21 protein-coding genes are annotated in these 26,901 nt (G+C 62.3%); 5 read left to right on the plus strand and 16 right to left on the minus strand.

Going from position 1 to position 26,901, the window contains the following annotated elements; genetic code table 11:
• Positions 1 to 94 precede the first annotated feature (94 nt).
• Both QMX97_RS25045 and QMX97_RS25050 read right to left on the minus strand, forming a co-directional pair.
• Positions 95 to 1,063, minus strand: coding sequence for a LysR family transcriptional regulator (locus QMX97_RS25045; RefSeq protein WP_065900869.1), 969 nt, complete (start codon positions 1,061 to 1,063; stop codon positions 95 to 97).
• 97 nt (positions 1,064 to 1,160) lie between these two features.
• Positions 1,161 to 3,356 (minus strand): hypothetical protein, encoded by a 2,196-nt coding sequence (locus QMX97_RS25050; protein ID WP_282397791.1) that lies wholly within the window; start codon positions 3,354 to 3,356, stop codon positions 1,161 to 1,163.
• Positions 3,357 to 3,586: 230 nt separating this feature from the next.
• On the opposite strand from QMX97_RS25050, the gene QMX97_RS25055 reads away from it, so the two are divergent.
• Genes QMX97_RS25055 through QMX97_RS25070 form a run of 4 tightly spaced genes read left to right on the plus strand, consistent with a single transcriptional unit; the run spans position 3,587 to position 8,347 of the window.
• Positions 3,587 to 5,098 carry an efflux transporter outer membrane subunit gene (locus QMX97_RS25055; protein WP_282397792.1) on the plus strand — a complete coding sequence of 504 codons (1,512 nt, stop codon included), beginning with the start codon at positions 3,587 to 3,589 and terminating at the stop codon, positions 5,096 to 5,098.
• A gap of 10 nt (positions 5,099 to 5,108) precedes the next feature.
• A complete protein-coding gene (locus QMX97_RS25060; protein ID WP_106805113.1) occupies positions 5,109 to 7,286 on the plus strand; it encodes an FUSC family protein in 2,178 nt (725 codons plus the stop codon).
• Entirely contained in the window at positions 7,276 to 7,476 is a 201-nt protein-coding gene (locus QMX97_RS25065) for a DUF1656 domain-containing protein (RefSeq protein ID WP_106805112.1), read from the plus strand. The genes QMX97_RS25060 and QMX97_RS25065 overlap by 11 nt, the downstream gene beginning before the upstream one ends.
• Before the next feature lie 10 nt (positions 7,477 to 7,486).
• Positions 7,487 to 8,347: an HlyD family secretion protein gene (locus QMX97_RS25070; protein ID WP_282397793.1), complete on the plus strand. Its 861-nt coding sequence runs from the start codon at positions 7,487 to 7,489 to the stop codon at positions 8,345 to 8,347.
• Positions 8,348 to 9,433: 1,086 nt separating this feature from the next.
• On the opposite strand, the gene QMX97_RS25075 is transcribed toward QMX97_RS25070, so the two are convergent.
• The 3 genes from QMX97_RS25075 to QMX97_RS25085 form a co-directional block, all read right to left on the minus strand.
• Positions 9,434 to 10,360: an NAD synthetase gene (locus QMX97_RS25075; RefSeq protein WP_282397794.1), complete on the minus strand. Its 927-nt coding sequence runs from the start codon at positions 10,358 to 10,360 to the stop codon at positions 9,434 to 9,436.
• Between the two features lie 105 nt (positions 10,361 to 10,465).
• Entirely contained in the window at positions 10,466 to 10,873 is a 408-nt protein-coding gene (locus tag QMX97_RS25080) for a DUF4440 domain-containing protein (RefSeq protein WP_106805110.1), read from the minus strand.
• The gene (locus tag QMX97_RS25085) at positions 10,866 to 12,053 is read right to left on the minus strand and encodes an MFS transporter (protein WP_282397795.1); all 1,188 of its coding nucleotides are present in this window, start codon (positions 12,051 to 12,053) and stop codon (positions 10,866 to 10,868) included. Before QMX97_RS25085 ends, QMX97_RS25080 begins: the two co-directional genes overlap by 8 nt.
• A 111-nt stretch (positions 12,054 to 12,164) precedes the next feature.
• Between QMX97_RS25085 and QMX97_RS25090 the strand changes: the two genes are divergently transcribed.
• The gene (locus QMX97_RS25090) at positions 12,165 to 13,022 is read left to right on the plus strand and encodes a LysR family transcriptional regulator (protein ID WP_106805108.1); all 858 of its coding nucleotides are present in this window, start codon (positions 12,165 to 12,167) and stop codon (positions 13,020 to 13,022) included.
• Here QMX97_RS25090 and QMX97_RS25095 read toward each other — a convergent pair.
• The 11 genes from QMX97_RS25095 to algK form a co-directional block, all read right to left on the minus strand.
• Entirely contained in the window at positions 13,019 to 13,831 is an 813-nt protein-coding gene (locus QMX97_RS25095) for an SDR family oxidoreductase (protein WP_282397796.1), read from the minus strand. The genes QMX97_RS25090 and QMX97_RS25095 overlap by 4 nt on opposite strands.
• A gap of 14 nt (positions 13,832 to 13,845) precedes the next feature.
• The gene (locus QMX97_RS25100) at positions 13,846 to 14,310 is read right to left on the minus strand and encodes a multidrug transporter (protein ID WP_065907081.1); all 465 of its coding nucleotides are present in this window, start codon (positions 14,308 to 14,310) and stop codon (positions 13,846 to 13,848) included.
• Positions 14,311 to 14,552: 242 nt separating this feature from the next.
• Positions 14,553 to 16,004 (minus strand): mannose-1-phosphate guanylyltransferase/mannose-6-phosphate isomerase, encoded by a 1,452-nt coding sequence (locus QMX97_RS25105; protein WP_065907077.1) that lies wholly within the window; start codon positions 16,002 to 16,004, stop codon positions 14,553 to 14,555.
• Positions 16,005 to 16,213: 209 nt separating this feature from the next.
• Positions 16,214 to 16,870 carry an alginate O-acetyltransferase AlgF gene (locus QMX97_RS25110; RefSeq protein ID WP_065907075.1) on the minus strand — a complete coding sequence of 219 codons (657 nt, stop codon included), beginning with the start codon at positions 16,868 to 16,870 and terminating at the stop codon, positions 16,214 to 16,216.
• 16 nt (positions 16,871 to 16,886) lie between these two features.
• Positions 16,887 to 18,071, minus strand: coding sequence for an alginate O-acetyltransferase (locus QMX97_RS25115; protein WP_106805104.1), 1,185 nt, complete (start codon positions 18,069 to 18,071; stop codon positions 16,887 to 16,889).
• A gap of 11 nt (positions 18,072 to 18,082) precedes the next feature.
• Positions 18,083 to 19,615 carry an MBOAT family protein gene (locus tag QMX97_RS25120; protein WP_201143564.1) on the minus strand — a complete coding sequence of 511 codons (1,533 nt, stop codon included), beginning with the start codon at positions 19,613 to 19,615 and terminating at the stop codon, positions 18,083 to 18,085.
• Between the two features lie 191 nt (positions 19,616 to 19,806).
• Positions 19,807 to 20,916, minus strand: coding sequence for a mannuronate-specific alginate lyase (locus tag QMX97_RS25125; RefSeq protein WP_083221459.1), 1,110 nt, complete (start codon positions 20,914 to 20,916; stop codon positions 19,807 to 19,809).
• Between the two features lie 8 nt (positions 20,917 to 20,924).
• Entirely contained in the window at positions 20,925 to 22,373 is a 1,449-nt protein-coding gene (locus QMX97_RS25130; RefSeq protein ID WP_065907096.1) for an alginate O-acetyltransferase, read from the minus strand.
• 11 nt (positions 22,374 to 22,384) lie between these two features.
• Positions 22,385 to 23,959 (minus strand): mannuronan 5-epimerase AlgG, encoded by a 1,575-nt coding sequence (gene algG, locus QMX97_RS25135; protein WP_106805103.1) that lies wholly within the window; start codon positions 23,957 to 23,959, stop codon positions 22,385 to 22,387.
• Entirely contained in the window at positions 23,959 to 25,446 is a 1,488-nt protein-coding gene (locus QMX97_RS25140) for an alginate export family protein (protein WP_282397797.1), read from the minus strand. The genes algG and QMX97_RS25140 overlap by 1 nt, the downstream gene beginning before the upstream one ends.
• Complete coding sequence (algK, locus tag QMX97_RS25145; protein ID WP_065907048.1) at positions 25,443 to 26,822, minus strand: alginate biosynthesis TPR repeat lipoprotein AlgK; 1,380 nt, start codon at positions 26,820 to 26,822, stop codon at positions 25,443 to 25,445. Before algK ends, QMX97_RS25140 begins: the two co-directional genes overlap by 4 nt.
• Positions 26,823 to 26,901 lie beyond the last annotated feature (79 nt).

The following is a 26,901-nucleotide window of genomic DNA, read 5'->3' on the forward strand; positions in this document are numbered from 1 at the left end:
CGAATGCGCAGTGTCAGCCACTATATCTGTGGCTGACCTGTCGTATTCGCGAGCAAGCCCGCTCCCACCTTTGATTTAGATCGACAGGTGGAAATCAGTTCGTCAGGCGTGCGCCACTCAGGCTGCCGCTCAATTCATACGCCACCAGCTCCGCCTGGTGCGCCGCCAGGATCTCCGGCAGCGAGCCGCGCAGGTATTCGACCCAGGTCTTGATCTTCGCGTCCAGGTATTGGCGCGACGGGTAGATGGCGTACAGGTTCAGCTCCTGGGAGCGGTAGTTGGGCATGACCCGCACCAGTGTGCCGTTGCGCAGGCCTTCGATGGCCGCGTACACCGGCAACAGCCCGACGCCCATGCCGCTGGTGATCGCGGTTTTCATCGCATCGGCCGAGTTCACCAGGAAGGGCGAGGTGTTGATCGCCACGCTCTCCTGGCCTTCGGGGCCGTTGAAGGTCCATTTATCCAGCTGGATCACCGGGCTGACCAGGCGCAGGCAGGCGTGATTGAGCAAATCCTGGGGCCGTTGCGCGCAGCCCTTGGCCTTGACGTAATCGGGCGAGGCGCAGGCGATGCTGTAGGTGATGCCCAGGCGTTGCGAGACGAAGCCCGAATCCGGCAGCTCGCTGGCCAGCACGATGGACACGTCGTAGCCCTCGTCGAGCAGGTCCGGCACGCGGTTGGCCAGGGTCAGGTCGAAGGTCACGTCCGGGTGGGTGCGGCGGTAGCGGGCAATCGCATCAATCACGAAGTGCTGGCCGATGCCGGTCATGGTGTGCACTTTCAACTGCCCGGCGGGGCGCGCGTGGGCGTCGCTGGCTTCGGCCTCGGCTTCCTCGACGTAGGCGAGGATCTGCTCGCAGCGCAGCAAATAGCGTTTGCCGGCTTCGGTCAGCGCGATGCGGCGGGTAGTGCGGTTGAGCAAGCGGGTTTGCAGATGGGCCTCAAGGTTGGAGACCGCGCGCGAAACGTTGGCGGTGGTGGTGTCCAGTTGCACGGCGGCGGCGGTGAAGCTGCCGGCTTCGGCCACGCAACTGAAGGCGCGCATGTTTTGCAAAGTGTCCATGGAGTGTTCTCAAGGGAGATGCCAAATTGTGACATGAAGTTGCGCACAGGTGTGTATCCGCTGGGCGCTGCTCTCCCCGGAGCACGGTGACGAAGGATCAGGACAAGGTCCAGGCCTCACTGACTTTGGCCTGGTAGTGCGGCAGATACTCGCGCAGCAAGTGATTGAAGGCCTCCTGCGTGCTGGCGCGGTTTTCGCCGGTAGGCGCTTCAAGGGCGGTGTGCGCGTGTTGTACCAGGGTTTCGGCGGCGCGGCTGAGTGCCGGGCTGAGGCGTTTGAGCGCGTCAATCTCGGCGGTCAGCGGCGTACCGTGCGCCTGTCGGCCAAGGGTATCGAACAACGCGTGAAAGTCGTCGGCGTGTCGCGCGACGTAAGCGTCCCAGCCCGGCTGCTGATCAGGGGTTTCCAGGTAGCGACGGGCGATGGGCAGCAGATGATCCAGCGAGTCGCTGCCCAGCTGTTCTTTGTGCAGGGTTTGCCGGGTACGCAGCGACTGCGCCGCTACGCCGAAGAACTGCTCGACCGGCGCCGGGAGCTTCAGGTCACGGCTCTTATTCAGCGTATGGCGGGTATGCAGCAGCACCGGTTGGCCGTGCTTTATTTTCACCAGTACTTGAGTGGACGACGGCCTCGCGGGATCGAGCACCGATTCGCTGATCGAGCGGACCAGGTTTTCCCAGTCGAACGTTTGCTCGCCAATCGCGCCCAGTACGCGAAGCAAGGTTTTCTTCACGACCTGCCGCGAATCTATCGGGGCGATGTCGATTGTCAGGTAATCACCGCTCAGATGGGGGTCATCAAGCTTGCGGTGGCTGGCTTCAATCGCCACCCCTTTGCCTGCCCCGGCCTGCGCCGAGGCCGTTACTGCGGCGCTGAAGCTCACTATTCGGGTCTCGGCTGTCAGCGTGTGGACTTTTAATTCGTCGGGGCGAAGCAGTGCCGGGTTGCGCTGGATCAGGCTGCGTATCTCAGCATCCTGCTGCGGAGTCAGGCGCGAGTGGGTCTTGAGCAGCACATAGCGCTCCAGCAGGGATTGGGCCTGTTTGTGGCGGGCGTGCCGGGCCGCGTTCAACGCGGACGCCGGCACGGATGTGCAGGCCTGCTGGGTGAAGTGTTGGCTGGTGTCGGCGATGTGGCGTTGCATGGCATTCAACAACGCCGCAGGGTCGTCGTTGTAGTGCTTGGACGAGGCCAGGCGCAGTCGTGCCATCTCAGGCGCTGTTTCGTGCAGGCTCAGGATATCCAGGGTTATCTGGCGCTGGGTACGCTGCAGGGTCGGCTTTATCGTGGTATTGAGCTTCAGGGCGCTGAAGACATCCACCGTGACCTTGTTCCGCGCATTCAGGAGGAGGCCTCTTTCGGTGATAACCGGCTGGGAGGTGCTTCTCATGCTGGGCAACTCAACGTCGACAAGGCCGGCGCTGGCCAGGGTATCCCGGACATAGGGTTGGCTCAGTGCTGAGCAGGCGAGGTGTTTCTGCAGGTTATGGCTATCACGCATCAAGCTGGGCAGGTTTTGAACGGTTCGCCGGATGCTCTCGCTCAGGGAGGTGCGCACCGAATGGCTGCGGGCATCGGCGTACGCTTCCAGGTTTGCGTATTCGCGAGACGATACATAGCCTACGCCGAGCTGGCTGTGGGTCTGGAACTGGTTTGCGATCGATGACTTCAGATGGGCCTGCAGACTGAGGGCGCGCGTGCTTTTGACGCGTTGGTCAGCGGTGATTGCCAGGCGCGAGTCGGCTGCCAGCTGTGGCCCGGCCCGGTTCTGCAGCGCGGGGTCCAACACAAAGTTGTAGCCGATATGACGGTGGTTGCTGCGCTCGCCGCCGTTGCGCACATAGGCAAGCGCCGGCAACAACTTCTGCGTCAGGTGCAGGTGTCGGTCATTGCTGACCGCCGCGCGAAACTGCCATTTCAGCGCGCGACACAAGGCATAGTCGGCTTCGACGTCCGGCCGCTGGCTGGAGCGATGTTGGCCAAGCACCTGCTCGGCCTTTTTGAAAAACGCGTAGTAGTCCGGTAACTCCTCTACCGACACCTCCAGCCTCGACGGGCTGCTGGACAATTTGTGGTGAAGCGCTTCTATCTGCGCTTGATCGCGATGATCGCCCGCGAGCGGGACCAGCTTGTCCAGGACCAGGTCGGCGATCCAGCGCACGTCCCGTTGCAAAGGGAACATGCCCGGCTGCAAAGGCTCGGGCGAGAGGTGCAGTTGCCTGCGCAGGGCGTCAGCGGAGGCGGGTGCGGGTGTCGGCGCTATGCGGACGCGCGTGCTGGGGGCTGAAAGCATTCGGGCACTCCAGAAGGGTGGGATGCTCGTCATTCTGCTGGTGGGCACTTCGGCACGCTGTAGGGGAATAGCCTGGCGTCGGGATAAACATCCCAACTTGCCTTGAGCCGGCGCGGATTATCGCCTGAACGGTAACAAAGATTCACAGGAATACCCGCTTATCGTTCCCCATGCCGCCCCCTAGAATTGCGCCACCTCTCCCCGCATCACCACCTCAGGAATTCGCAGCAGTGCCGCGTCGCATCAGCAGAGAGCTGAAGACTCTCAGTGTTTGTGCCTTATCGTTAGCAATCAGCGGCTGCATCGGAACCGGAGGAATCGCCCCACAGGGCCAGGCGCTCGACGCCAATCACCTGGCCACCGACGAGGCGATCCAGCAGGCCGCCCAGGACGCCCACTGGCCCACCGCGCAATGGTGGCAGGCCTTTGGCGACCCGCAACTCAACCGCTGGGTGGCACTCGCCACTCACAACAGCCCGAGTATGGCCATCGCCGCCGCGCGAGTGCGCGAGGCGCGGGCCATGGCCGGGATTGCCGAGTCGGCCGAGTCGCTGCAGATCAACAGTGACACCACCCTCAAGCGCCACAATTGGCCGAAGGATCAGTTCTATGGCCCGGGCGAGTTGAGTGGCCAGACCACCTGGGATAACAACTCGTCCCTGGGCCTGAGCTACGCGCTCGACCTGTGGGGCCGTGAAAGCAATGCCTCCGAGCGTGCCGTCGACCTGGCGCACATGAGCGCTGCCGAAGCCCGCCAGGCCCAGCTCGAATTGCAGAACAACGTGGTGCGCGCCTATATCCAGCTGTCGTTGCATTACGCCAACCGCGATATCGTCGCGGCGACCCTGGCCCAGCAACAGCAGATCCTCGACCTGGCCAACAAACGCCTGAACGCCGGGATCGGCACGCACTTCGACGTGAGCCAGGCCGAAACCCCGTTGCCGGAAACCCATCGCCAATTGGACGCCCTGGACGAGGAAATCGCCCTGAGCCGCAACCAGTTGGCGGCATTGGCCGGCAAGGGGCCGGGCGCGGGCGCGCAATTGCAGCGCCCGACCTTGTCCCTGGCCGCGCCGCTGAAACTGCCGTCTTCCTTGCCTGCACAACTGCTCGGCCAGCGCCCGGACGTGGTCGCCAGCCGCTGGCAGGTCGCGGCGCAGGCGCGTGGCATTGATGTGGCGCATGCCGGCTTCTACCCCAACGTCGACCTGGTCGGCAGCCTTGGCTACATGGCCACCGGCGGCGGCATGCTGGAGTTCCTGGCCGGCAAGAAATTCAACTACAACGTCGGCCCGGCGATCACCTTGCCGATCTTCGACGGCGGCCGTTTGCGTGGCGAGTTGGGCGAGGCCAGCGCCGGTTACGACATCGCCGTGGCGAAGTACAACCAGACCCTGGTCACCGCGCTCAAGGGCATCAGTGACCAGTTGATCCGCCGCGAGTCCATGGACAAGCAAGCGGGCTTCGCCGCGCAGTCGGTGGCCTCGGCGCAGAAAACCTATGACATCGCGATGATCGCCTACCAGCGCGGGCTCACCGATTACCTCAATGTGCTGAATGCCCAGACCCTGCTGTTCCGTCAGCAGCAGGTCGAGCAACAGGTGCAGGCCGCCCGCCTGAGCGCGCACGCCGAACTGGTGACAGCCCTGGGCGGCGGCCTCGGTGCCGGCAACGATGTGCCCGACGACGCCAAGACCCTCCCGAGCAAGACCCCGGCGGCACTCGCCGTGTTTGATCACTGAGTAGGATTGAATGACTCCCTTGCCTGCACCGCTGCGCTGGCTGCATGCCCTTGAGTGGCGCCGTGGCTTTTTCGACTGGGCACGCAGTGATGGCGTGACCTGGGTGTATATCTTCAAGGTGCTGATCGCCGCGTTCCTGACGTTATGGCTGGCCATGCGCCTGGAACTGCCGCAACCGCGCACGGCAATGATCACCGTGTTCATCGTGATGCAACCGCAGAGCGGCCAGGTGTTCGCCAAGAGTTTTTACCGCTTCCTCGGCACCCTGGCGGGCTCGGCGGTGATGGTCTTTTTGATTGCCTTGTTTGCGCAGAACACCGAGTTGTTTCTTGGCGCGCTGGCGATCTGGGTCGGCATTTGCACCGCCGGTGCGACCCGCAACCGTAACTTTCGCGCCTATGGGTTTGTGCTGGCCGGCTACACCGCGGCGATGGTTGGTTTGCCGGCGCTGGCGCACCCCGACGGCGCCTTCATGGCGGCGGTGTGGCGCGTGCTGGAAATCTCCCTGGGGATTCTGTGCTCGACGCTGGTCAGCGCCGCGATCCTGCCGCAAACCAGCAGCGCCGCGATGCGCAACGCCCTATACCAGCGCTTTGGCGTGTTCGCGCTGTTTGTCACCGATGGCTTGCGGGGTCGCAGCCAGCGCGAGGGGTTCGAGGCCAGCAACGTGCGCTTTATCGCCGAAGCCGTGGGCCTGGAAGGGCTGCGCAGCATCACCGTGTTTGAAGACCCGCACATGCGTCGGCGCAACGGTCGCCTCAGTCGCCTCAACAGCGAGTTCATGAGCATCACCACGCGCTTCAACGCCTTGCACCAGTTGCTCGAACGCCTGCGCACCGACGCGGCCGATCACGTGGTGGCGGCGATCAAGCCCGGCCTGCAGGACCTGGCCGAACTGCTCGACGGCTTTTCCGGTCGTGCCCTCACCAGCCCCGATGCCGCACGCCTGGTCAATCAACTGAGTGCCTACAAGGACGGCTTGCCCGCCACGGTGCGCAGCCTGCGCGCGGCGTTCCAGGAGGGCAACCCGAGCGAAGCCGAGCAGCTGGATTTCCACACCGCCTACGAGCTGCTGTACCGCTTCGTCGACGACCTGCACAACTATGCGCAAACCCACGCCTCCCTGGCCGATCACAGCCATGCGCGCGAGCAGTGGGACGAAACCTTCATCCCCAAGACCAACTGGCTGGCCTGCGCCGCCTCGGGGATTCGCGCCTCATTCATCCTGATCGTGCTGGGCAGCTACTGGGTGGCGACCGCCTGGCCCAGCGGCGCGACCATGACCCTGATCGCGGCGGCCACCGTCGGTTTGTCCGCCGCCACGCCGAACCCCAAGCGCATGGCGTTCCAGATGGCCTGCGGCACCTTGATCGGCGCGCTGGTCGGCTTTGTCGAAATGTTCTTCGTGTTCCCCTGGATCGACGGCTTCCCGCTGCTGTGCGTGATGCTCGCCCCGGTCATCATCTTCGGCGCGTTTCTCGCCTCACGCCCGCAATACGCCGGGGTCGGTGTGGGCCTGTTGATCTTCTTCAGCACCGGTTCGGTGCCGGATAACCTCACGGTCTACAACCCCTACACCTTTATCAACGACTACATCGCGATGGTCATCGGCATGCTGGTGTGCGCGGCGGCGGGGGCGATCATCCTGCCGCCCAACAGCCGCTGGCTGTGGCGCCGCCTGGAGCAGGACCTGCGTGAGCAAGTGGTGTACGCGATCAGCGGCAAGCTCAAGGGCCTGGCCTCGAGTTTTGAAAGCCGCACCCGTGACCTGCTGCACCAGGCCTACGGCCTTGCTGTCGGCCAGCCGCAAGTGCAACGCGACCTGTTGCGCTGGATGTTTGTGGTGCTGGAGGTCGGCCACGCGATCATCGAGCTGCGCAAGGAACAGGCGATCCTGCCGGTGCACCCGGCGTATGCCGAGTCCCAGCCGTGGCGCCAGGCGATCCGCGTGATGGGCCGCTCGCTGGTGCGGCTGTTCCTGCAGCCCAGCGCGAGCAACCTGGAGCGCGGACTGATCGCCGTCGACCACGCGATCAGCCGCGTGCAGGCCACCGACGAACCCTTCGCCCCGCACTTCGATACGTCGGCCCTGCGCCGGGTGAAGAGCTACCTGCACTTTATCCGCACTTCGCTGCTCGACCCGCAATCGCCACTGGCGGCCCTCAAAGGAGCCCCGCATGCCCCGTGAAATCGCGTTCCATGGCCTCTACATGCCGACCATGACCCTGATGTTTCTGATCGCGGCCGTCCTGGCCTGGGCTTTGGACCGCTTCCTGGCCGGGTACGACCTGTACCGTTTTTTCTGGCACCCGGCGTTGCTGCGCCTGAGCCTGTTCGTTTGCTTGTTCGGCGCATTGGCGCTGACCGTCTACCGTTGAGAATGCCCCGATGAAAAAGTTTTTCAGCCTGCTCGCGACCTTGCTGGTACTGGCTTTGGCAATCTGGATTGGCCGCACGCTGTGGGTGCATTACATGCAAACCCCGTGGACCCGCGATGGTCGCGTGCGCGCCGACATCATCAACGTCGCCGCCGACGTGACGGGCGAGGTGGTCGACGTGCCGGTGCGTGACAACCAGTTGGTCAAGAAGGGCGACCTGCTGATGCAGATCGACCCCGAGCACTACCGCATCGCGGTCAAGCAGGCGCAGTCCCTGGTTGCCTCGCGCAAAGCCACCTGGGAGATGCGCAAGGTCAATGCCCACCGCCGCGCCGACCTCGACGCCCTGGTGATCTCCAAGGAAAACCGCGACGACGCCAGCAACATCGCCGACTCGGCCCTCGCCGATTACCAGCACGCGCTGGCGCAGCTGGAAGCCGCCGAACTCAACCTCAAGCGCACGCAAGTGGTAGCGGCGGTGGACGGCTACGTCACCAACCTCAACGTGCACCGTGGTGACTACGCGCGCATCGGCGAAGCCAAGATGGCCGTGGTCGATATGAACTCGTTCTGGGTCTATGGCTTCTTTGAGGAAACCAAATTGCCGCATGTGAAAGTCGGCGATAAAGCCGACATGCAACTGATGAGCGGCGAGACCTTGAAGGGCCACGTGGAAAGCATCTCGCGCGGCATCTACGACCGTGACAACCCCGAGAGCCGCGAGTTGATCGCTGACGTGAACCCGACGTTCAACTGGGTGCGCCTGGCCCAGCGCGTGCCGGTGCGGATTCACATCGATGAAGTGCCGGAGGGCGTGTTGCTGGCGGCAGGCATCACCTGCACGGTGATCGTCAACCAAACACAAGACTAAAAGGTGAAGCCGGGGGTTTGGCGGCGTGGCTGGAATAGGTGGGCCTTGCACCGCAGGCATGGACAACGCCTCTCTCCCTGTGGGAGCGGGCTTGCCCGCGAATACGGTGTGTCAGTCAACGAATATGCGGGCTGATCCAGCGCCTTCGCGAGCAAGCCCGCGCCCACCTTTTTGATCGCTGTGAAGCCTGGGGTTTGGCGGCGTGGCTGGAATAGTCAAGGCTTGCACCGCAGACATGGACAACGCCTCTCTCCCTGTGGGAGCGGTGAAGCCGGGGGTTTGGCGGCGTGGCTGGAATAGTCGGGCCTTGCACCGCAGGCGTGGACAACGCCTCTCTCCCTGTGGGAGCGGGCTTGCCCGCGAATACGGTGTGTCAGTCAACGAATATGCGGGCTGATCCAGCGCTTTCGCGGGCAAGCCCGCTCCCACCTTTTTGATCGCTGTGAAACCTGGGGTTTGGCGGCATGGCTGGAATATTCGGGCCTTGCACCGCAGGCATGGACAACGCCTCTCTACCTGTGGGAGCGGGCTTGCTCGCGAATACGGTGTGTCAGTCAACGAATATGCTGGCTGATCCAGCGCCTTCGCGAGCAAGCCCGCTCCCACATTCGCTTTTGTTGATAGGCCGATTGGGCACTGCTTCAGGGGTGTGCGTTGGCTCTGATTCTTTGTCGACGTTTGACACGCAGCATGCTCGTGTATCGCCGGTGGTTTTTTGAGTTCAGGACCCAGATATAGAGCAGAGCCGAGAACAACGGTATTAGATTGAACAGCGTCGGCCGGTGACTGCCGAGATAGGCAGTCGCGAGCAGAAGATTCACGATGACCACGGGTATAAGGACTCGAGGTGCATGACGTGACCCTTCACACAACATGATTTGGCCTACGTAAAAAACCAAGCAGAATGTCATAGCGGTTCCGAAAGCATATTCAGTCGGTAGGTGATAGACCTTCGCGTAGTACCACAGGCTGTGAGTCATGTTGCCGGCAATACTGTTCAAGCAAAGTAGGAGCGCCCCGCCCCATGCCGGTAAAAACCGGTAGGTATATCGGCGCCACATCAGATGTTTCCTTAGAGGATCGTCGCTATATTTCATGGCGTTCGAACTCCTCGTACAGTGCAACGATTATGTGGCTGACGTTTCCAGATAGCGTGCTGCCTGCCAGAGCTAAAAGGGCTCCGACCTGGTCTTTGATTTGAGTCATGGTGGCTAGGCGTATTTGGGAATTACTGAAGCGTTTGGGTAATTGCCCGGACATTTGTCTCAAGCGAATTATGTCGTTGGGACGGCGAGGGTTTCTCAGGCGCAAAACTTCAGCTGTCAACTTCGCACGCTCTTGGCGGCTCATATGCCGCAAGACATCTGTCACCTCACGTCCCGTCGAATGCTTGATTGCCAGCACCGTCTTAACCGTAGCGAACGTGGTAGCACCTGCGCCAACCAATGAGATTCCGTCCAACGCAACGGTCATCGTTTGGTACCAGCCTAATGTGTCGTAGTAATCGTTTTCCGCTGGGTTGACTGATTCGTTATAGGTCCGCCATATACCGTTCAGGCACTGTACCCCGCTGGCAGTCGTTCCCGCATAAGCAACATACGACAAGGCCAGGCTGGTACCTGCACTAAACGGCGCAGCCGCGATTCCCGCCTTCGCTATTATGAAGCCAATTATCGCTCCGCCGCAGGAGCTCACGATCCCCGATGCCTCCTTCCACAGCTGCGACTCACGCGGCGAGTCCGCTGCCAACCGCGCATAGTCATCAGCAGTCATCATCGGCCCCACCTCTTCACGCAAAATCACGCGCTTGGGCCTGATACTGCACAACGGCACAAAATCACGCAGCACCGTCACCTGATAGTCACTGCCGATGTGCACCACTCCGGCCCCGACGAGGGCCGGGTCGGCGTCAATGGTTCTATAGAGTTTGGGCGGGTCCAGCAGACTGGTCAGTCGCTGGCGAGTCGTAGTGTGCGCATCCGGCACACCGCTTCGCAGGAAATCGCTTGGCATCCTTTCACCTGTGAGTAGACAGAGGTGAAAGAGCCTGTGGATAGTTTCCTTGTAATGATGTCAGGCCGTTCGCTGTTTTTTGTAGGACCCGCCCGATCAGTTATTTCATTGCGCTAGCGCTACATAGGTTTCATGCAAATGGCGCCACAACAGCGCGCCACTCGCCTGTTTCTCGAACACCACGGTGGCACGGCGGTCGGTCTGCGTGCCGCTGGCGTCGATCTGATGTTCGCGATACGTCACGGTGGCGCCGCGTGCGTGGCGGTCGATGCCGGTCATTTCACTCAAGGTGATTTTCAACCCCGGGCGCATGCCGCCCAGGCGGGTGAACAGCGCGTTGACCCCGGCTGCATTGACCCGTGCGCCCGTGGCGGGGGCGATCATGCTGAACTCGGGGGAGAAGCGCGCGAGCAGATTCTGCAGGGTGCCTTCGGGTGCGACGCCGGCAAACCATTGCTCGATCTCGACGTGGGTCTGGATCACTTCCTCAAAAAAATCGCTGTAATCAATCATGACGGGGCTCGCGGGCAGGGTGAAGCAGTGTCCGTACTGTGGAGGCATCCAGGCGCAGCACTGCAAAGAGAGGCAACAGGGTTAATGCGGCTGCCATCGTGAAGGTTATGATGAAGGAATCCAAGGCCGACAACAGTGCACTGAGGGCCGCCGCACCCAGGCAGAAGCTTATTTGCCGATTGATATTCCACAACGCGCTGGCATGGCCCATGCGCTCGGCGGGGATATCCAGGAATGTCAGGGTCTGTGCGGTGCTGCTGCACAGGCTGCCGCCCAGGCCCATCAAGGCGTAGGCGAGCACGATCAGGCCTGGCTCGTTGAGCAGCAGGATGCCGGCGCATTGCAGCAGCATGCCCACCAGCAGCAAGGGTTTGGGGCCGCAGCGATTGAACAGTTTTTTGCTCAGCCAAATGGCCAGCGCCGAGGCCAGTGCCCACGGCAACATCAGGGCGCCGGTGTGTGTGGCGTCGTAACCCAGGCCGCGCAGGTAGAGAATGGCGATCAGGCTGGTACCGATAAAGACCCCGGGAATGCACAGGTAGACCAACATCGCGGTGCGCAGCATCGGGCTGGCGATCTGTTTGAAAATGCTGCCCACCTCCAAGGTAGGACGCACGCTGGCCGGCACGTCGGGTTTTATCCACAGCCTCGCCAGCAGCAGAGTGATCAACGCCAGCGGCAGGTTGGCGTAGAAGATCCAGCGCCAGGACACGTTGTCGACGATCAGCCCGCCCAACGCCGGGGACAGGGCGGGCACCAGCAGGGCCACCGACATCACGCGGGCGGTCAGTTGGCTGCGCTCTGCCGCGCGGTAGTGACGGTACGCCATGGCCTGGCCCACAGGGATCAGCAAGCCGCCACCGAGCCCTTGCAGGGCTCGCCAGCCAATCAACGTTTCAATCGAGTCCGCCTGGCCCACCAGCACCGAGGCACCGGCAAATATCAGCAGGCTCACCACGATCAGGCCGCGCTCGCCCATGAGCGCCGCGAGCCACACACTCAAGGGAATGATCAGGGTCAGCCCGAGTAGGTAGGCGTTGCTGACCCAGGCCAGTTGCGTCACCGACGCCTGCAGCTCGCGGCCGATATCCGGGTAGGCGACGGTGGCGACAAACATGTTCACCAGGTCAAGGGCGAAACCCAGTAGAAAGATCCAGGCGATTTTCGAGCGGTAGGTCATTGAGCGCGATCCGGCGAGTGAAGCGCGCAGGGTAGGCTGCACGCAACGTTTGGGATACGCCGGTTTGGCTGCTAGTTTGTCAAAAATATTTTGACAAACGAGGGGCAATTGATGGTCAGCCTGGACCGATTCGACACGTTCAAGGCCGTGGTCGAGGCCGGGTCGCTCACTGCAGCGGCCGACCTGCTGGGCCAGACGCGCGCCGTAGTGAGCTTCAATCTCAAGCGCCTGGAAGCGGAACTGGGGGTCACCCTGCTGACGCGCAGCACCCGCCAACTGGCGCTGACCGATGCCGGCGAGCGTTTTTACCTGCGCTGCACACGCGTGCTCGAAGAGGCGCAGTTGGCCGTGGAAGAGGCGCGCTCCGAACAGGCCCAACTCAAGGGCACCCTGCGCATCACCACCACCGTGGAATATGCGCTGGCCGTGGTCGCCCCTGCGGTGGAGCGTTTTCGCCGCCTGCACCCGGACCTCAACCTGCACTTATCCACATCCTCCACCCACGCGGATCTGATCTCCGAGCGCTTTGATGTGGCGATTCGGTTGGGACGTCTACTCGATTCCAATCATCGCGCGGTGCAGTTGTCCACGTTCGACGTGTTCGCGGTGGCGGCGCCCGAGTTTGCCGGCGTGCAAACCCTGGATCAGTTGGCACTTGCGCCCAAACTGGGCCACGGCCGCTTGACGGAACTGAGCGTCACCGACCCCGCCGGCGGCGAGCATCCATACCGTGCCGGGCCCGCAGCCCTGGTGGCCGACAGCGCGGCCGTACTGCTGGCCTTTGCCGTGCGTGGCCTTGGCGTGGCAGTACTGCCGCAATGGCTGGTGCAGGATGACCTTGAGTCGGGACGCCTGGTGCGGCTATTGGCGGACCATCGCTTCGCCCCACAAGGCGTGTTTGCGCTGTACCCGGATACCCGTCACCTGCCGCTGAAAGTGCGGGCGTTTATTGATTTCATGAAGGGTTAAAGCGTACCGCTCAAGCCAAAGCGCTTTTTCAAGACCTTCTCGAGCAGCCCCTTGGGCAACAACGCCGCCATCAACGGCAGCGCTCGACTGCCATTGCCCGCGCGCAGCAAGCGTGGCGGTGTTGCTTGTTGCACCGCGTTCAGCACCTGGTTGGCGAATTGGCTGGCGGGTGTCGGCTTGTCCTGGGAGGCCTGGCTGCGAGCACGAATACCCTCGCGCAACGGCCACCACGGTGACTGCTCATTGATCAACAGCTCGGCCTGGGCCCCGGCGTTCTTCGCAAAGCGGGTATCGATGGCGCCGGGCTGCACTTCCATTACGCGGATACCAAACGGCGCCAGCTCCATGCGCAGTGCATCGCTCAAGGCATGCACTGCCGCCTTGGAGGCGCAGTAGGCACCGGCAAACGGTGTGACCAGTACGCCGGAAACGCTGCCGATATTCACCACCAGGCCTTTGCGCTTGCGCAAGGCCGGGAACAGCGCCTGGGTCACGCCGACGATGGAAAATACATTGGTCTCGAACTGGCGCTGCATTGCTTCAGTGCCGCCATCGAGCAATGGCCCCATGGCGCCGTAGCCGGCGTTGTTGATCAGCACATCCAGTTCGCCCAGATGCGTGGCCAGCGTTTGCAGGGCACCCGCGTCGTTCACGTCCAGCAGCACGGCATGGAAGCCGGCGTCGTTGAGGGCAATCACGTCGTCTTCGCGGCGGGCGCTGGTCAATACGTCGAACCCCGCCGCCTTGAAGGCCTCGGCCAGGGCGCGGCCGATGCCGCTGGAGCAGCCGGTGATGAGTACGTTGGGCATGGATCAGTCCTTTGTCAGTCCGAGAAACTGCCTTGCAGGTGCTCGGCACGAAATTCCAGGGTTTGCGCGCGGTAGCCAGGGCGCAGCGGCGGGGTGGGCAGGCAGTCTTCCCAGGTGGCGCCCGCCTGCAATTCGCCGGGGCCGCGATAGCGAGGGGCAGCATAGACGTTGTCGGCCAGGTTGACCGAGTCGCCCGGCGCATAGGCCGCGACGCGCCAGCGCAGTTCGGTAAGAGGCACGTCGTTGCCGTTGTTCAGGGTCAGTTTCAATGGGCGGTCCGCCGGGCATTCCTGCGGGGCATAGCTGATGCGCAGTTCCAGGCGCGCCAGTTGCGAGGCTTCGCGGTTGTCCAGCCAGACCACCCAGACGGCCACGCAACCCAGGCCTGCCAAGGCAGCAAGGGAAACCGGAAGGGCCTTGGCCGGGTAGCGCAGTAGGAGGATCAGCCAGGTGATGATCAGGAGAACGCCGAAGAACATGGAGACCACCTCGAATAGGGAACGAGCATCCTAACTTAAGCGTAGGTGGGATTGGCTACCTTGAGTGCTGTGGTGGGAGTGCCGGCCTCATCGGGGCAAGCTATTCGCAGATCAAAGATGGGAGGGGGCTTGCCCCCGATGGGGCCCTAACAGCCAGTGCAGATCTCAAAAAAAAGCCCCCACCCAACCCACTGCGGATAGGGGACGCAATGGGCTGGGCGAGGGCTTCTTGTACGACTGTTTTACTGCGCGATAGTTTTCACCGACACGCCACGTTCAACCGGGGTCGAGCGACCGTAGATATCTTCGAACCGCTCGATATCGTCTTCGCCCAGGTAGCTGCCCGATTGCACTTCGATGATCTCCAACGGGATCTTGCCCGGGTTGCGCAGGCGGTGCACCGAGGCGATCGGGATGTAGGTGGACTGGTTTTCGCAGAGCAGGAACACGTTCTCGTCACAGGTGACTTCGGCGGTGCCGCTGACCACGATCCAGTGTTCGGCGCGGTGGTGGTGCATCTGCAGCGACAGGCACGCGCCCGGCTTGACCGAGATGTGCTTGACCTGGAAGCGCCCGCCCATGTCCACCGAGTCGTAGGAGCCCCACGGGCGATAGACTTCGCAGTGGTTCTGGGTTTCGCTGCGGCCCTGGTCGTTGAGGGTCGAGACCATCTGCTTGACGCCCTGGACCTTGTCCTTGTGGGCAATCATCATCGCGTCCTTGGTTTCCACCACCACGATGTTGTCCAGGCCGATCACCGATACCAGCTTGCCGTTGCCGTGGATCATGCAGTTGCGGCTGTCCTGGATCACCACGTCGCCCTTGCTGACGTTGCCGTTGACGTCTTTATCGTTGACCGCCCACAGCGACGCCCAGCAACCGACGTCGCTCCAACCGGCGCTCAGCGGCACCACGCAGGCGCGCTGGGTTTTTTCCATCACGGCGTAGTCGATGGAATTGTCCGGGCAGCAGGCGAAGGTGGCTTCGTCGAAGGTCACGGTGTCAGCGGTCTGCTCACTGCGTTCCAGGGTCAGCAGGCAGGTGTCGTAGATGTCCGGATCGTGCTTTTTCAGCTCTTCGAGGAAGCGGCTGGCGCGGAACAGGAACATGCCGCTGTTCCAGAAGTACCCGCCGCTCTTGACGAACTCGACGGCGCGTTTTTCATTGGGTTTTTCCACGAACTGCTCGACGCGGCTCACGCCTTCGGGGAGCAGCGAATCGTTGGTCGACTTGATGTAGCCATAGCCGGTTTCCGGACGGGTTGCCGGCACGCCGAACAGCACCATCTCGCCACGCTCGGCCGCCACGGTGGCCAGGGCCAGGGCGCGTTGCAGGGCTTTCTGGTCGTCGATCACGTGGTCGGCCGGCAGCACCAGCATCAATTCGTCGCGACCTTCATTCACCAGCATCATCGCGGTGAGGGCCACGGCCGGCGCCGTGTTGCGACCGAACGGCTCCATCAGGATGCGCTGGCATTCGAGCTTGCGAGTGCTCAGTTGCTCGTTGACGATGAAACGGTGGTCCTTGTTGCAGACCACGATCGGGCTGTCCATGCCTTCGAACACCAGGCGTTCCAGGGTTTGCTGGAACAGCGTGTGCTCGCCGGTCAGGGCCAGGAATTGTTTCGGGAACTGTTTACGGGAAAGCGGCCAAAGACGTGAGCCGCTACCACCGGAAAGGATTACTGGGATCATGCTGTTTCTCCTTGAATCGATTTGGGTCAGAGCTACGAAGGTTTGTCGTTTCACTCTTGTTTTTGTCTCGGTCCGACTGGGCTCCTCGGCCCCTGTGGGAGCCGGGCTTGCCCGCGATGCAGACGACTCGGTGTGTCAGTGACACCGAGGTGATGCCATCGCAGGCAAGCCCGCTCCCACTGGGGAACGGAGCCCGGTCGAAAATCTGATCAGCGGGTCGACACTGGGCGTTTCACCCAGACTGGCGACAGGCTCGAACCGGAACCGGTGACGTACAGCACCGCTGCCTCACCACGTTCCAGGGCCACTGGCTTCACGTCGCCGACTTTCTTGTCGCCGTCATACAGCGCCAGGCTCACCTTCACCGGGTTGATTTCGCGCTCGCCACGGCCTTTGGCGGCCACCGACTTGACCACGTCGGTCTTGCCGTCGGCGGTCTTCAGGGTCAGGGCCTTGTCGCTGAGGTTCTGCACGCGCACCAGGGATTTCTGCTTGTTCTTGAACGGCGGTTCCTCGATCAACTGCGGCTGGCCGCTGCTGTTGTTGACCAGGGTGTAGTAGTGGTCCGGGGCCAGCTTGACCGGCACGGTCTGGCTGCCGACCTTGGCGCTGTAGTCACCGCCGGGCATGAAGCTGAAGTCACTGCTGGCCAAGGGCGCAACGTCGCTCAGGTTGGTCGCGCCGACGGTGGCGCTGACTTCCTGGTTGCTGGCGTTGTAGACCCGCACGAAGCTCGAGCCTTTTGGCGCTGTTGGGCCGTACAGGGCGGCGTCGCCACCGGCGAAGGCAGACATCGATACAACGCTCATGCCGGCAACCAGGGCCAGGGTCTTGGCGAGACGACGCGGAGTAGTAGTGAAAGTCATGTGAGTTACCTCTCTTTCAGTTTTGCGCCCGGTCGGGCGTCTCGGATTTTGAGTGTTTAACTGGGGTGTTCAGTGCCATGTTCTGTTGGCGCGAACCGGCTTGTTTAAGCTGCGCAACCCACTGCGGGTCGGCATCACCGATTTCGTTGTTGACGGGCAGATATCGTTCAGGGAACTCCCAGATCAGCACCTGCGGCGGGCTGTTCTTGAAGTCGTCGCTCTTGAGGTAGCTGAGCATCGGCAGGATCGGGCCGTGACCGTCTTCGGAGTAGTTGATGACGTCGCTGCCCAGGGCTTGCTTGAGCGCGCCGACGAAGTTCCAGTTGGGGTTGGCGCTGTAGCTGGTGCCGACCAGTGCAACCGGGGTTTCGCTGTCGGTGAACAGCGCGTCGTCGCCTTTGGTTTCAGCCAGGTGGGTGACGCGTTTTTCCAGCGGCTCTTTAGGCGGCATCAGGTTTTCAAACAGCGGGTCCAGCGGCAGGAACAGACGCAGGTCGCCTTTGTGCGGCTCGGTCTTCTCGGCTTCGGTGACAAAACGCTGCGGCTCGCCGTTCAGTGGCGCCTTGTCGGCAATCACCTTGGCCAATTGCTTGGCAGCGATTTCGGCACCGTCCGGGGTCCAGTGGGTGTCGGTGCGCAGGAACACCTGCTTGCCGCCCAGCTTGGCCTGTTGCAGCGGGCCGAGCAGGTCGGGGGCGATGATCTTGTCGGCGGCGACACGGGCGTGGAAGTCCTGGTACAGGTTGGCGTGGATGCTCGCAGGCTTCACCTCACCCAGGTGTTCCGGGTACAGGCGCACTTTGGCCGGCACGATCGCCATCACCAGTTGAATGCCTTGGGCCTTGAGTTTCTGGCGCACGCCTTCGACCAGCGCGTAATTGCCCTCGAGGTTCTGGTCTTCATTGACGGCCGGATTGAACTCCTCGTCGCTGTACAACCAGTGATCGCGGCCCAGCACGACGCCAGGGCGGCCTTCATTGAACAGCTTGTAGTCCAGCGCGGCCCAGAGGTTGGTGCCCAGGCGCTTGATCGGGAACTGGTCGTCGTAATGGGTCTCGACGGCCTTGGTCCAGCGACCGTTGAGCACGGTCGCATCGGCATTGGTGCTGAAGCCGAAGAAGCTGCGCATCGACCAGGCGCCCAGGGCGAGCAACACCACCAGGAACAGGCCGATATAGAGGACGCGGAATGAACGGGTCATGGTCGGCTCCCTCAGAATTGGAAGTAAAGGAACGGCGAGAAACTCTGCGCCGACAGTTTGAGAATCGACGCTACGAACAGCAGCAGCACTGCCGCGCGCATTGCGTAGCGTGGCCAGTCAGCGGTCCAGTAGGCCGGTTGCACGGCGGCGTCCTGGCCGACGGTGAAGCCTGGCTCGTGGATGCTGCCCGGGTTGTCGCCCGGTACGGCCTTGATCAGGCTCGGGTCGGCCGGCTTGGCTTTTTCGGCGGGGCGGTTGGTGTAGAAATCGCGCAGGCCGAAGAACGCCAGGGTCACGTACGCCACCACCAGGGTTGCGACTTGCAGGCCGGTGAGGTTGGCGCGGTTGAGTTCCGACAGCGACCATTCGCCAAAGCTGAACATCGCGCCGTACATACGGCCGGCGACGTGCAGGTTTTCGGCGCGGAAGATCACCCAGCCCATCACCACCAGCAGGAAGGTGAAGGCCCAGCGCACCGGGTTGAAGCTGCGCGGCGAGGTGTTGAGGCCGATGGCTTTTTCGATCGCCAGCCACATGCCGTGCCAGGCACCCCAGACGATGTAGGTGATGTTCGCGCCGTGCCACAGGCCACCGAGCAGCATGGTCAGGAACAGGTTGCGGTAGGTGGTCAGCGTACCTTTGCGGTTGCCGCCCAGGGTGATGTACAGGTAGTCACGCAGCCAGGTGGAGAGGCTGATGTGCCAGCGGCGCCAGAACTCGGTGATCGACTGGCTGATGTACGGCTGCTTGAAGTTTTCCATGAAGCGGAAACCCATCATCAAGCCCAGGCCGATAGCCATGTCGCTGTAGCCGGAGAAGTCGAAGTACAGCTGCGCGGTATAGGCCAGCGCGCCGAGCCACGCGTCGCCGGTGGTGGGGTTTTGCAGGGCGAAGCAATGGTCGGCGACCACCGCCAGGGTGTCGGCGATGAAGACCTTCTTGATGAAACCCTGCATGAACCGCGTGCAGCCCTCGGAGAACTTGTCGAGGGTGTGGGTGCGGTTGTTGAACTGGTCGGCCAGGTCGCGAAAACGCAACACGGGGCCGGCAATCAAGTGCGGGAAGATCGCCACGAACGCCGCAAAGTCGATGAGGTTGCGGGTCGCTGGGGTATCACCGCGGTACACGTCGATGATGTAGCTGATGGACTCGAAGATATAGAACGAGATACCGATCGGCAGCAGCACATGGGTGAGGATGAAGGGCTCAAGGCCTGCAGACTTCATCATCAGGTTGATGCTGTCGACGCCGAAGTTGGCGTACTTGAAGTAGCCGAGGATGCACAGGTCGACCGCCACGCCCAGCAGCAGCCAGCGTTGGGCCGGCTTGGTGCGCACGCCGGCAGCACCGACCTTGAGGCCGATCCAGTAATTCCACAGCGTGACGGCGGCGAACAGCGCCAGGAAGTCCACTCGCCACCAGGCGTAGAACACGTAGCTGGCAATCAGCAGCAGCAGGTTGCGATAGCGTTGCCCGCTCAAGTAGTACAAGCCGAGAAAGATCGGCAAGAACAGAAACAGGAACACATTGGACGAGAAAACCATCCCGATCTCTCCATGTTTAACCAACAGTCAAGGGCCAGAGCCCCCCCAAACCCCCCGCGATTTCGCGGGAGGCTGTGATCGTTCCCACGCTCTGCGTGGGAATGCCTCACTGGACGCTCAGCGTCCGCTTTTGGGACGCTGAGCGTCCCTGGCTGCATTCCCACGCGGAGCGTGGGAACGATCATCAGCCGCTAGCTGCCTTTGTTGCCTTTTTCATGCGTCGGGTCGTAGACCTTGGTCAGGTCGCCGCCGAGGCGGAAGGTCTTGAACGGCTGCATGCCATGCTTGCGTTCGAGCACATCCGGGGCGCAGGTGTAGAGGGTGCAGAAGGGCTCAAGCCAGGCAAATTTCATGTCCTCCTTGAGGTCCTTCATGTCCTGTTCCTTGCCGTTCTTCTGTTCGAAGATTTCCGGGTCTTTCACGCCGGCCAGCACCTTGTCGCCCAGGCGTTTCAGCGCGCCATTGTTTTCCTGGCGCAGATCGACACCGTTGACCAGGGCAAAACTGGCGATCATCGACAGCGGCGGCAGTGCGTAGTTGTGGTACGACAGGGCACGTTGCTGACGTTTCAACTCGTTGGGCAGGAAGCCCTGGTCGTCGACCTGGTTGGCGCCGACCTTGTATTCCTTCACCGCCCAATCAAACAGGTCGCGACGGTTCACGGCGACGGAAGTCGCCATCACCGACCATGCGGCCCAGTAGGAATGGTTGTTGGTTTTTTCCAGCGGCAGGTTGTCCCAGTCGCTCACCACCTGGTCGGCCAGTTTGTTGAACCAGGCTTCGATCAGTTGCGACTCCTGCTGGTGGTTGGCCAGCGGGTGCGAGTCGGAGAACTTCAGACGCACATAGGCCGAGGCCATGCTGCCCAGCGCCCATTTGCGCATCGACTTGCCGGTGTGGTTGAAATCCTTGGACATCAACGCATCGGCCTTGGCCCAGCTGGTCAGCCAGTTGAGTGTGCATTCCAGCTGCTCCGGACGCCCGTCGCGCATGAATTGCATCACGCGCTTGCTGGTGTCTTTTTCCAGCTTGGTGATGTCGGCCGTGCTGTCGCGAAAGGCTTTTTCGGATTGCACATTCAGTGTGGAACGGGCCTTGTCCGAACCTTCGTACTTGCTGCGAAATTGCAGCGAGCCGGTGTACGGCGCCGGCATGGCGTCGCAGTCATTCTTGAAATCGCCGGTCTTGAACGCTTCCACCGGAGCGAAATAGCCCTGGGGCGGACGCAGTGGCGCGGCGGCGTTGACTGAGCCGGCGAACATTGCCAGGCCCAGCAGCGTTGGAATCAATAACTTCTGCATAAGTAACCTCATTGCCCAGTTGAGGCGGTCTGCTGACCACCGGCTGGGAATACGTTGCGTGTGCAAATTTTCGCTTCGACTTTCTGCGCGGCAGCGCCCGCTTCGGGGCCCTGCACTTCCACGGCCAGCAAGTTCTGCGAGGCCCAGTCTTCATCGGTGCGCAGTTCAAAGGCGAAACGCCCGTCTGTATCGGATGTTTCGGGTTTCTCGATCTTGATGTCCTCGTGGCGCCCGTTCATGTACCAGAGGGTGGCTTGCAGGGTTTTCACCGACGGGTCGGCGAAGCGGATATCAACCTGATGGTTGGCGTTGCGCAGGTCTTTGTTCGAACTGTTAACCAGCAATTCGTTCTTGCCGGGCTTCAGGGTAGTGCTCGCGGTCATCTGTGCGGTCTTGCCTTCGCAACCGTTGTCGAGCAGCGACATCATCTGGCGGTAGATGGTCTCCTGGTCGAGGCGGTACAGCGGCGAGAATTCCCAGATGAGGATTTTCGGCGGCGTCTTCTGGAATTCATCGCTGCCCAGGTACTGGATCATCGAGCCTTCCAGGCCACCGCCGGGGAAGGCGACGTTGAGGATGTCGGCGCCGATTTCCTGTTCGAGGAAGCCGGCGAAGTTGTAGTTCTTGCCGCTGTGGCTGGTGCCCACCAGGGTGATCTGCGGGTTGCCGGAGTCGCTGAACAGGTCGCCGTCACCGGCCTCGCCCTTGGGCTCGGTGGTGAACTGGTCCATGTACTGGATCGCGTAGCTGGTGCCACACAGTTGCCCGGCCATGTTGTGCAGGGTGCCGGTCTTGCCCATGCGCCCGGAGCGCTTGGTCTCGAACTCACGCTTGGGAATATCCGCGAACTCAGGCATCGCACGAACTTTGGCGCCGACGATTTTCGCCGTGCGCTGGGCGCCGTAAGGGGTCCAGTGCTGGTCGCCACGGAAGTAGAAATCGTGCGCCGGCAATTCATCCGGCAGTTGCTCGTTGGTCAACGGCGACAGGTCCGGCACCACATAGCCCATCTTGGCGAAGCGGCCGAGCATGGTCTTGTAGTTGCTGAGGGCCTTGTCGAAATCGAACTTGGCTTTCTCTTCGGGGTTGAGCTTGTTGCGGTTCACCAGGCCACGGGTCGGCTGGTAGACCACCACCAGTTCCACGCCCTTGGCCTTGAACGCATCGTGCAGTTGCTGCATGCGCTTGTAGCCGGCGGGGCTGGTGTCGAATTCGGTGCGCAGGTCTTCCTGGGTGCGGAACAGCCAGTCGCCCTGGGCCTGTACCAGGGTGGTGAAGTTCTGCTGGTAGCGCGTGGTGTAGTTCTTCGCGTCGTGGGCGGCCGGGCACAGGCTGCAGCACGGCTCGGCGGTGAAGGTCGGCGCCTTGATTTCGTCGGCGCGTACGCCCTGGCTGGCCGCGAGCAGGCCGAGGGTCAAACCCGAGAGGCTCAGCAGTTTGATCATGTGTGGGTGCATAAGGGTCATCCTCAGTCCTGCAATTCGGTCTGGCGTTCGACAGGGTCGATCAGCACGGCTTTCTGCTGGCGTACCAGCAGGTCGAGAATCTCTTCCTGGCGATCGCCCAGCACGCCGGAGAAGCTGATGCCGCTGGATTTGGTCGGCGCCAGCATCGACACGCGGTACAACTCGACACTCAGCGGCGAGTCGATCGACAGCGGTCCGCTGCCGTTACCGGCCAGCTCACCGCCGACCACGATCAGCGAGACCTTGGCGTCGAACGGGTCGAGGGCGATGTCGCGGTCGGTGTCGGTCAAATCCTTGATGTGGCCGTAGAGGCCGGTCAGGCCGTTGGCCATCGAGGTGTTTTCGTACAGCCGGATGTTCACGCTGTTACGCACGCGGATGCCGTGGCGACGGTTGCTGATCACCTTGTTGCCCCACAACAGGTTGTCGCCGCTCTCATAGAGGGTGATGCCGTCGGTGTGGTTGCGGTAGATCTCGTTGTCGGCGATCAGGTTGTTGACGCTGTTACGGTCGATTACCAGGCCCGAGAGCTTGTTGTCGTAGCTGCGGTTGTTGAAGATGAAGCTGTCGTTCACTTCACGGGAAATGATGATGCCGTGCTTCTTCTTGGTGCCGTACACGGTGTTGTCCGCGATGATCAGGCCGTGGGAACGGTCGTGCGGGTCAATGCCGTAGACGATGTTGTCTTTGTAGGTGTTGCCCTTGATCACGAAGCCCGTGGTCTCGTAGCAGTAGAAGCCGTACCACATGTCCGAGAACTCGGAATCGATGATCCAGCCGGTCGGCTCGGGACGCTTGAGCACCTTGGCCATGTTCGGCGTGTACTGGGAAATACTGACCCCGTACGACTTACTGTTGGCGTAGCCGAAACTGGCCATCTTGGTGTTGGCGACGTAAGTCTCGGTACCGCCCCAGGCCAGCAGGAACGGGCGGAACTCCTTGGGCGACTGGAACAGCGCCGGGCCGTTGGCCTTTTCTTTCCAGCCGGTGATCCTGGTGTCGCGCACAAACAGCTGGCCGTCGTTGATCAGGAACGAACCGGCTTCCTGGGACAGGCGCAGCTCTTTGGTCTGCTTGTCGATTTCGAGGATGCCCTTGCGCCCGACCACGATCGGCAGCTTGGCCAGGAACACACCGGGCGAGGTTTCGCTGAGGTACTGCTTGGGCACTTTGCCGAGCAGGTCCTTGAGGTTCATGTAGCCGTCGTCGACAAAGATCGCCTGGGGAATGCCGTGCTGGCGCACTACCCATTCGGCCATCTTGTTGTCACCGCCGATAAAGTCCTTGAGGGCGTCTTCCTGCATCATCCGGCGGATGCTGATCTTGCCCGGCTTGGTCCTGACGATTTTCTTTTCCATCGCTGCGGCGGTGTAGCCCGACAGGTCCGGCAGGGCAGGCTTGGCCAGTTCCAGCGGCGCGGTCGGCGGGCTGGAAATGGTGTAGGTCTTGGCCTGTTGCAGTTCTTTGGCGATGGTCGGCGCCTTGACCTGCTGCGCGGTATCGGCGAAGGCTGTGGCACTGGCCATCAGCATCGCGGCAACCAGCAAGCGTTGAGGTTTCATTGCGCAGGCTCCCATCAGAACTTCCAGATCACGTCGACAAAGGCGCGATGCATGTACGAGTCAACCTGGCTGCCGTAGGCGTCGCCCGGCTTGAACACGCCCGCACGAAAGCGCACCAGGGCGGACGGTTCGTCGATCGACTGGCTGAGCGCGGCCGGCAGCAGGCCTTTCTTGAAGTACTTGGTGACGACCAGGTCCATCTCCTGGCCCAGGTCCTTCTTGCCGTCTTCAAGCGGCAGGGACGTGCTGGACAGGATCGCGCCGGTGACGTCATCGGTGTTGTTCTGCACGGCATCGATGCCGTTGCTGCCGACCGGCTTGTTGCCGTCGACGCGCCAGAACTTGTGGTACACCAGGCTGGCGTCGTAGTCCTCGCGCAGCTGCCAGGAGCCGAACAGGCTCATGGACTGCATGTTGTTCATCTCGCCGCGAAACGCTTCGCCGAAGCGGTGCACGCGGGACTGGGTGCCGGTCCAGTTCGAACGGTTGCTCTGCAGGCCGTTCTGCTCGTATTCGGCGCTGGCGCGGGAGTAGGCCGCACCCACTTGCCACTGCGGGTCCAGACGCAGGCGGATACCCAGGTCGGTGGCCCAGCCATTCACGTCGTCGCTGCGCTTGGCGTTGGTGGGGCGGGTGCCGTCGGCGTTCAAGGCGTTGACCGTGTCGCGGTCGCCCTGCATGCCGGTGATGCTCGCCCAGTAGTTGACGGTGTTGGTGTTGCGCCAGTTGTAGGCGTCGCTGTTGGCTTCGATGCCGAGCCAGGTCAGGTCGCCGTTCTCGCGCTTGTCCAGCGAGTCGGTGGCTACGCCCGGTTCCGGATAGTCGAGCTTGCCGTCGTCATGGGTGTGGTGGGCGCGCAGGCCGATCCACTGGCCGGGCGTCCACTGGTAGGCGGCGTCGGCGTAGAGGTGCTGGCGATCCTTGTCCTTGGGCGACAGCTCCTTGAGGTCGGTGCGGTATTCGCTGAAACGCTCAGCGATGCCGACGTTGGCCTTGAGCAAGGTCGTGTCGAAGGTCCAGTTCAGCGCTTCGATGTTGGTGTCGCGCCATTGGCCGTCGTCATTGCGCAGGCGTTGGCGACCGAACTTGAGGATCTCGCCAGGGTAGGGCGTGAAGCCGCTGTAGCCGACCCAGAACTCGCGCATGGCCAGGTAGTTTTTCTTGGCCTTGCGGTCGTTGTTGGTGGTTTGCTGGTTCTCGTCATCCGCCGACTGTTGCAGGGTGTCGGTCTCGATAATGTCGCTGGACACCACGGCCTGGCCCATCGCGTAGGCGCTCCACGCGCCGCTTTCACCGTAGATCCACGGGCGCAGGTCGAGGCCGATGCCGTTGACGTCGCCGCCTTTCTGGGTGCCGAGGTCGCGGTCATCTTCGGACTGGGCGGTGGCTTTGACTTCCAGGCCGAAGTTCTTGGCTTCGGTCAGCGCGGCCAGGGTCGGGCACGACCACAGCAGGGCGAAGGTCAGGCCGATGCCGGCCTTGACGAATGGGTTGAGCTTCATAGGGATTCCTCGCCGTCTTCTTCTTGCAGGGCGTGCAGTTGCAGCGTGCTCTGGGCCAGGGTGCCGCGCGCGGCCAGCTCCTGTTGCACCAGGCGTTGGCCTTCGGCGCGTTGCTCAGGCGTGAGCGGGGCTTCGAGCTGCGTGGCCAGGTCAGTGGCCTCTGGCGTGTCCTGGGCTTTAGCCAACTGGCTGAAGACATAGGCGTTCAATGGGTCGGGCTTGGTGCCCTTGCCTTGGGAAAACAATTGGGCGATGGCGAAGTCGGCGCTGTTCTGGCCGTTGCGCGCAGCGGTCAGCAAGTGGTCGAGGGCTTTTTGCGGGTAGACCTTGCCCAGGTAGCCACGGCGATAGATCTGGCCGAGGTAGTAATCGGCGGCCACTTCCTTGCCCACGGCTTTTTCGAAGTGGGCTTCAGCGGCCTTGGCGTCGGCCGGCACCCATTTGCCTTCGTAGTAGAGCTTGCCCAGCAACAGCTCGGCGCGCGGCTGGTCGGCGGCGCGGCCGTTGTCCAGGTACTTCATCATCTGGTCGACGTCGCCCAGTTCAGGGAAGTCGTAGAGCAACTGCGCCAGGCTGACCCAGGAAGCCGGGTAGCCAGGGGCGATTTTTTCCAGCAGGGCCTGGGCGGTCTTTTCGTCGGTCTTGCCCAGCGAGGCATCGCCCAATACGCGGGCGACGCTGTCGACGCGTTGTGCGGTGACGGTGCCACGGCTGTAGCCGGCTTCCATCTGCTTGAGCAATTGGGCCTGCTTTTCCGGCTCGGCTTTCTTCTGATAGACCGTGGCCAGTTCGACGTAGCAGATGTCGGTGGTGTTCAGCGCGGCCTTGCAGATGCGCTCGACGTCATCCAGGTGCTGGTCGTAGGTGTCCTGGGTGCGATACAGCAGCACTTGGGCCAGGCCGGCTTCCGGGTAACCGGCGGCCTGCCACTTGCTGATCTGCTGCTGCGCATTCACGTTGGGGAAGCTGTGCGGGTATTGCAGGTACAGCATCGCCAGTGGGATCAGGGTGTTGCCTTCGCCATTGGCGAAGGCTTTTTTCAGCAGGCCTTCGGCTTCGTGCTGCTCGGCCTCGGTGACACCTGGCTTGGCGACCAGCAGGCGACCCAGGCGCGCCTGGGCACGTGGCGACGTATCGGCAGCTGCGCGATAAGTGGCTTCGGCCTGACGGATCTGCTCGGGGTCACGGGTGGTCACCTGGATATCGGCCAGGCCCACCTGGGCCTCGCTGTAGCCCAGGTCCGCGAGTTGCTGGTAGTTCTGCTGGGCAGTGACGGTGTCGCCACGTTTGAGTGCTTCGTTGGCCAGGCGCTGGTCGGGCAGGCCGGCGCAACCGGCGAGGCTGACCGCAACAGCCAGCAACGCCGCAGTTCCCATGTGGGAGCGGGCTTGCTCGCGAAGGGGCCCTGTCAGTTGATGCATGTGTTGGCTGACACACTGCTTTCGCGAGCAAGCC

Origin of the sequence: Pseudomonas sp. PS01298, from assembly GCF_029959745.1 — a bacterium.
Taxonomy (GTDB): domain Bacteria; phylum Pseudomonadota; class Gammaproteobacteria; order Pseudomonadales; family Pseudomonadaceae; genus Aquipseudomonas; species Aquipseudomonas aylmerensis.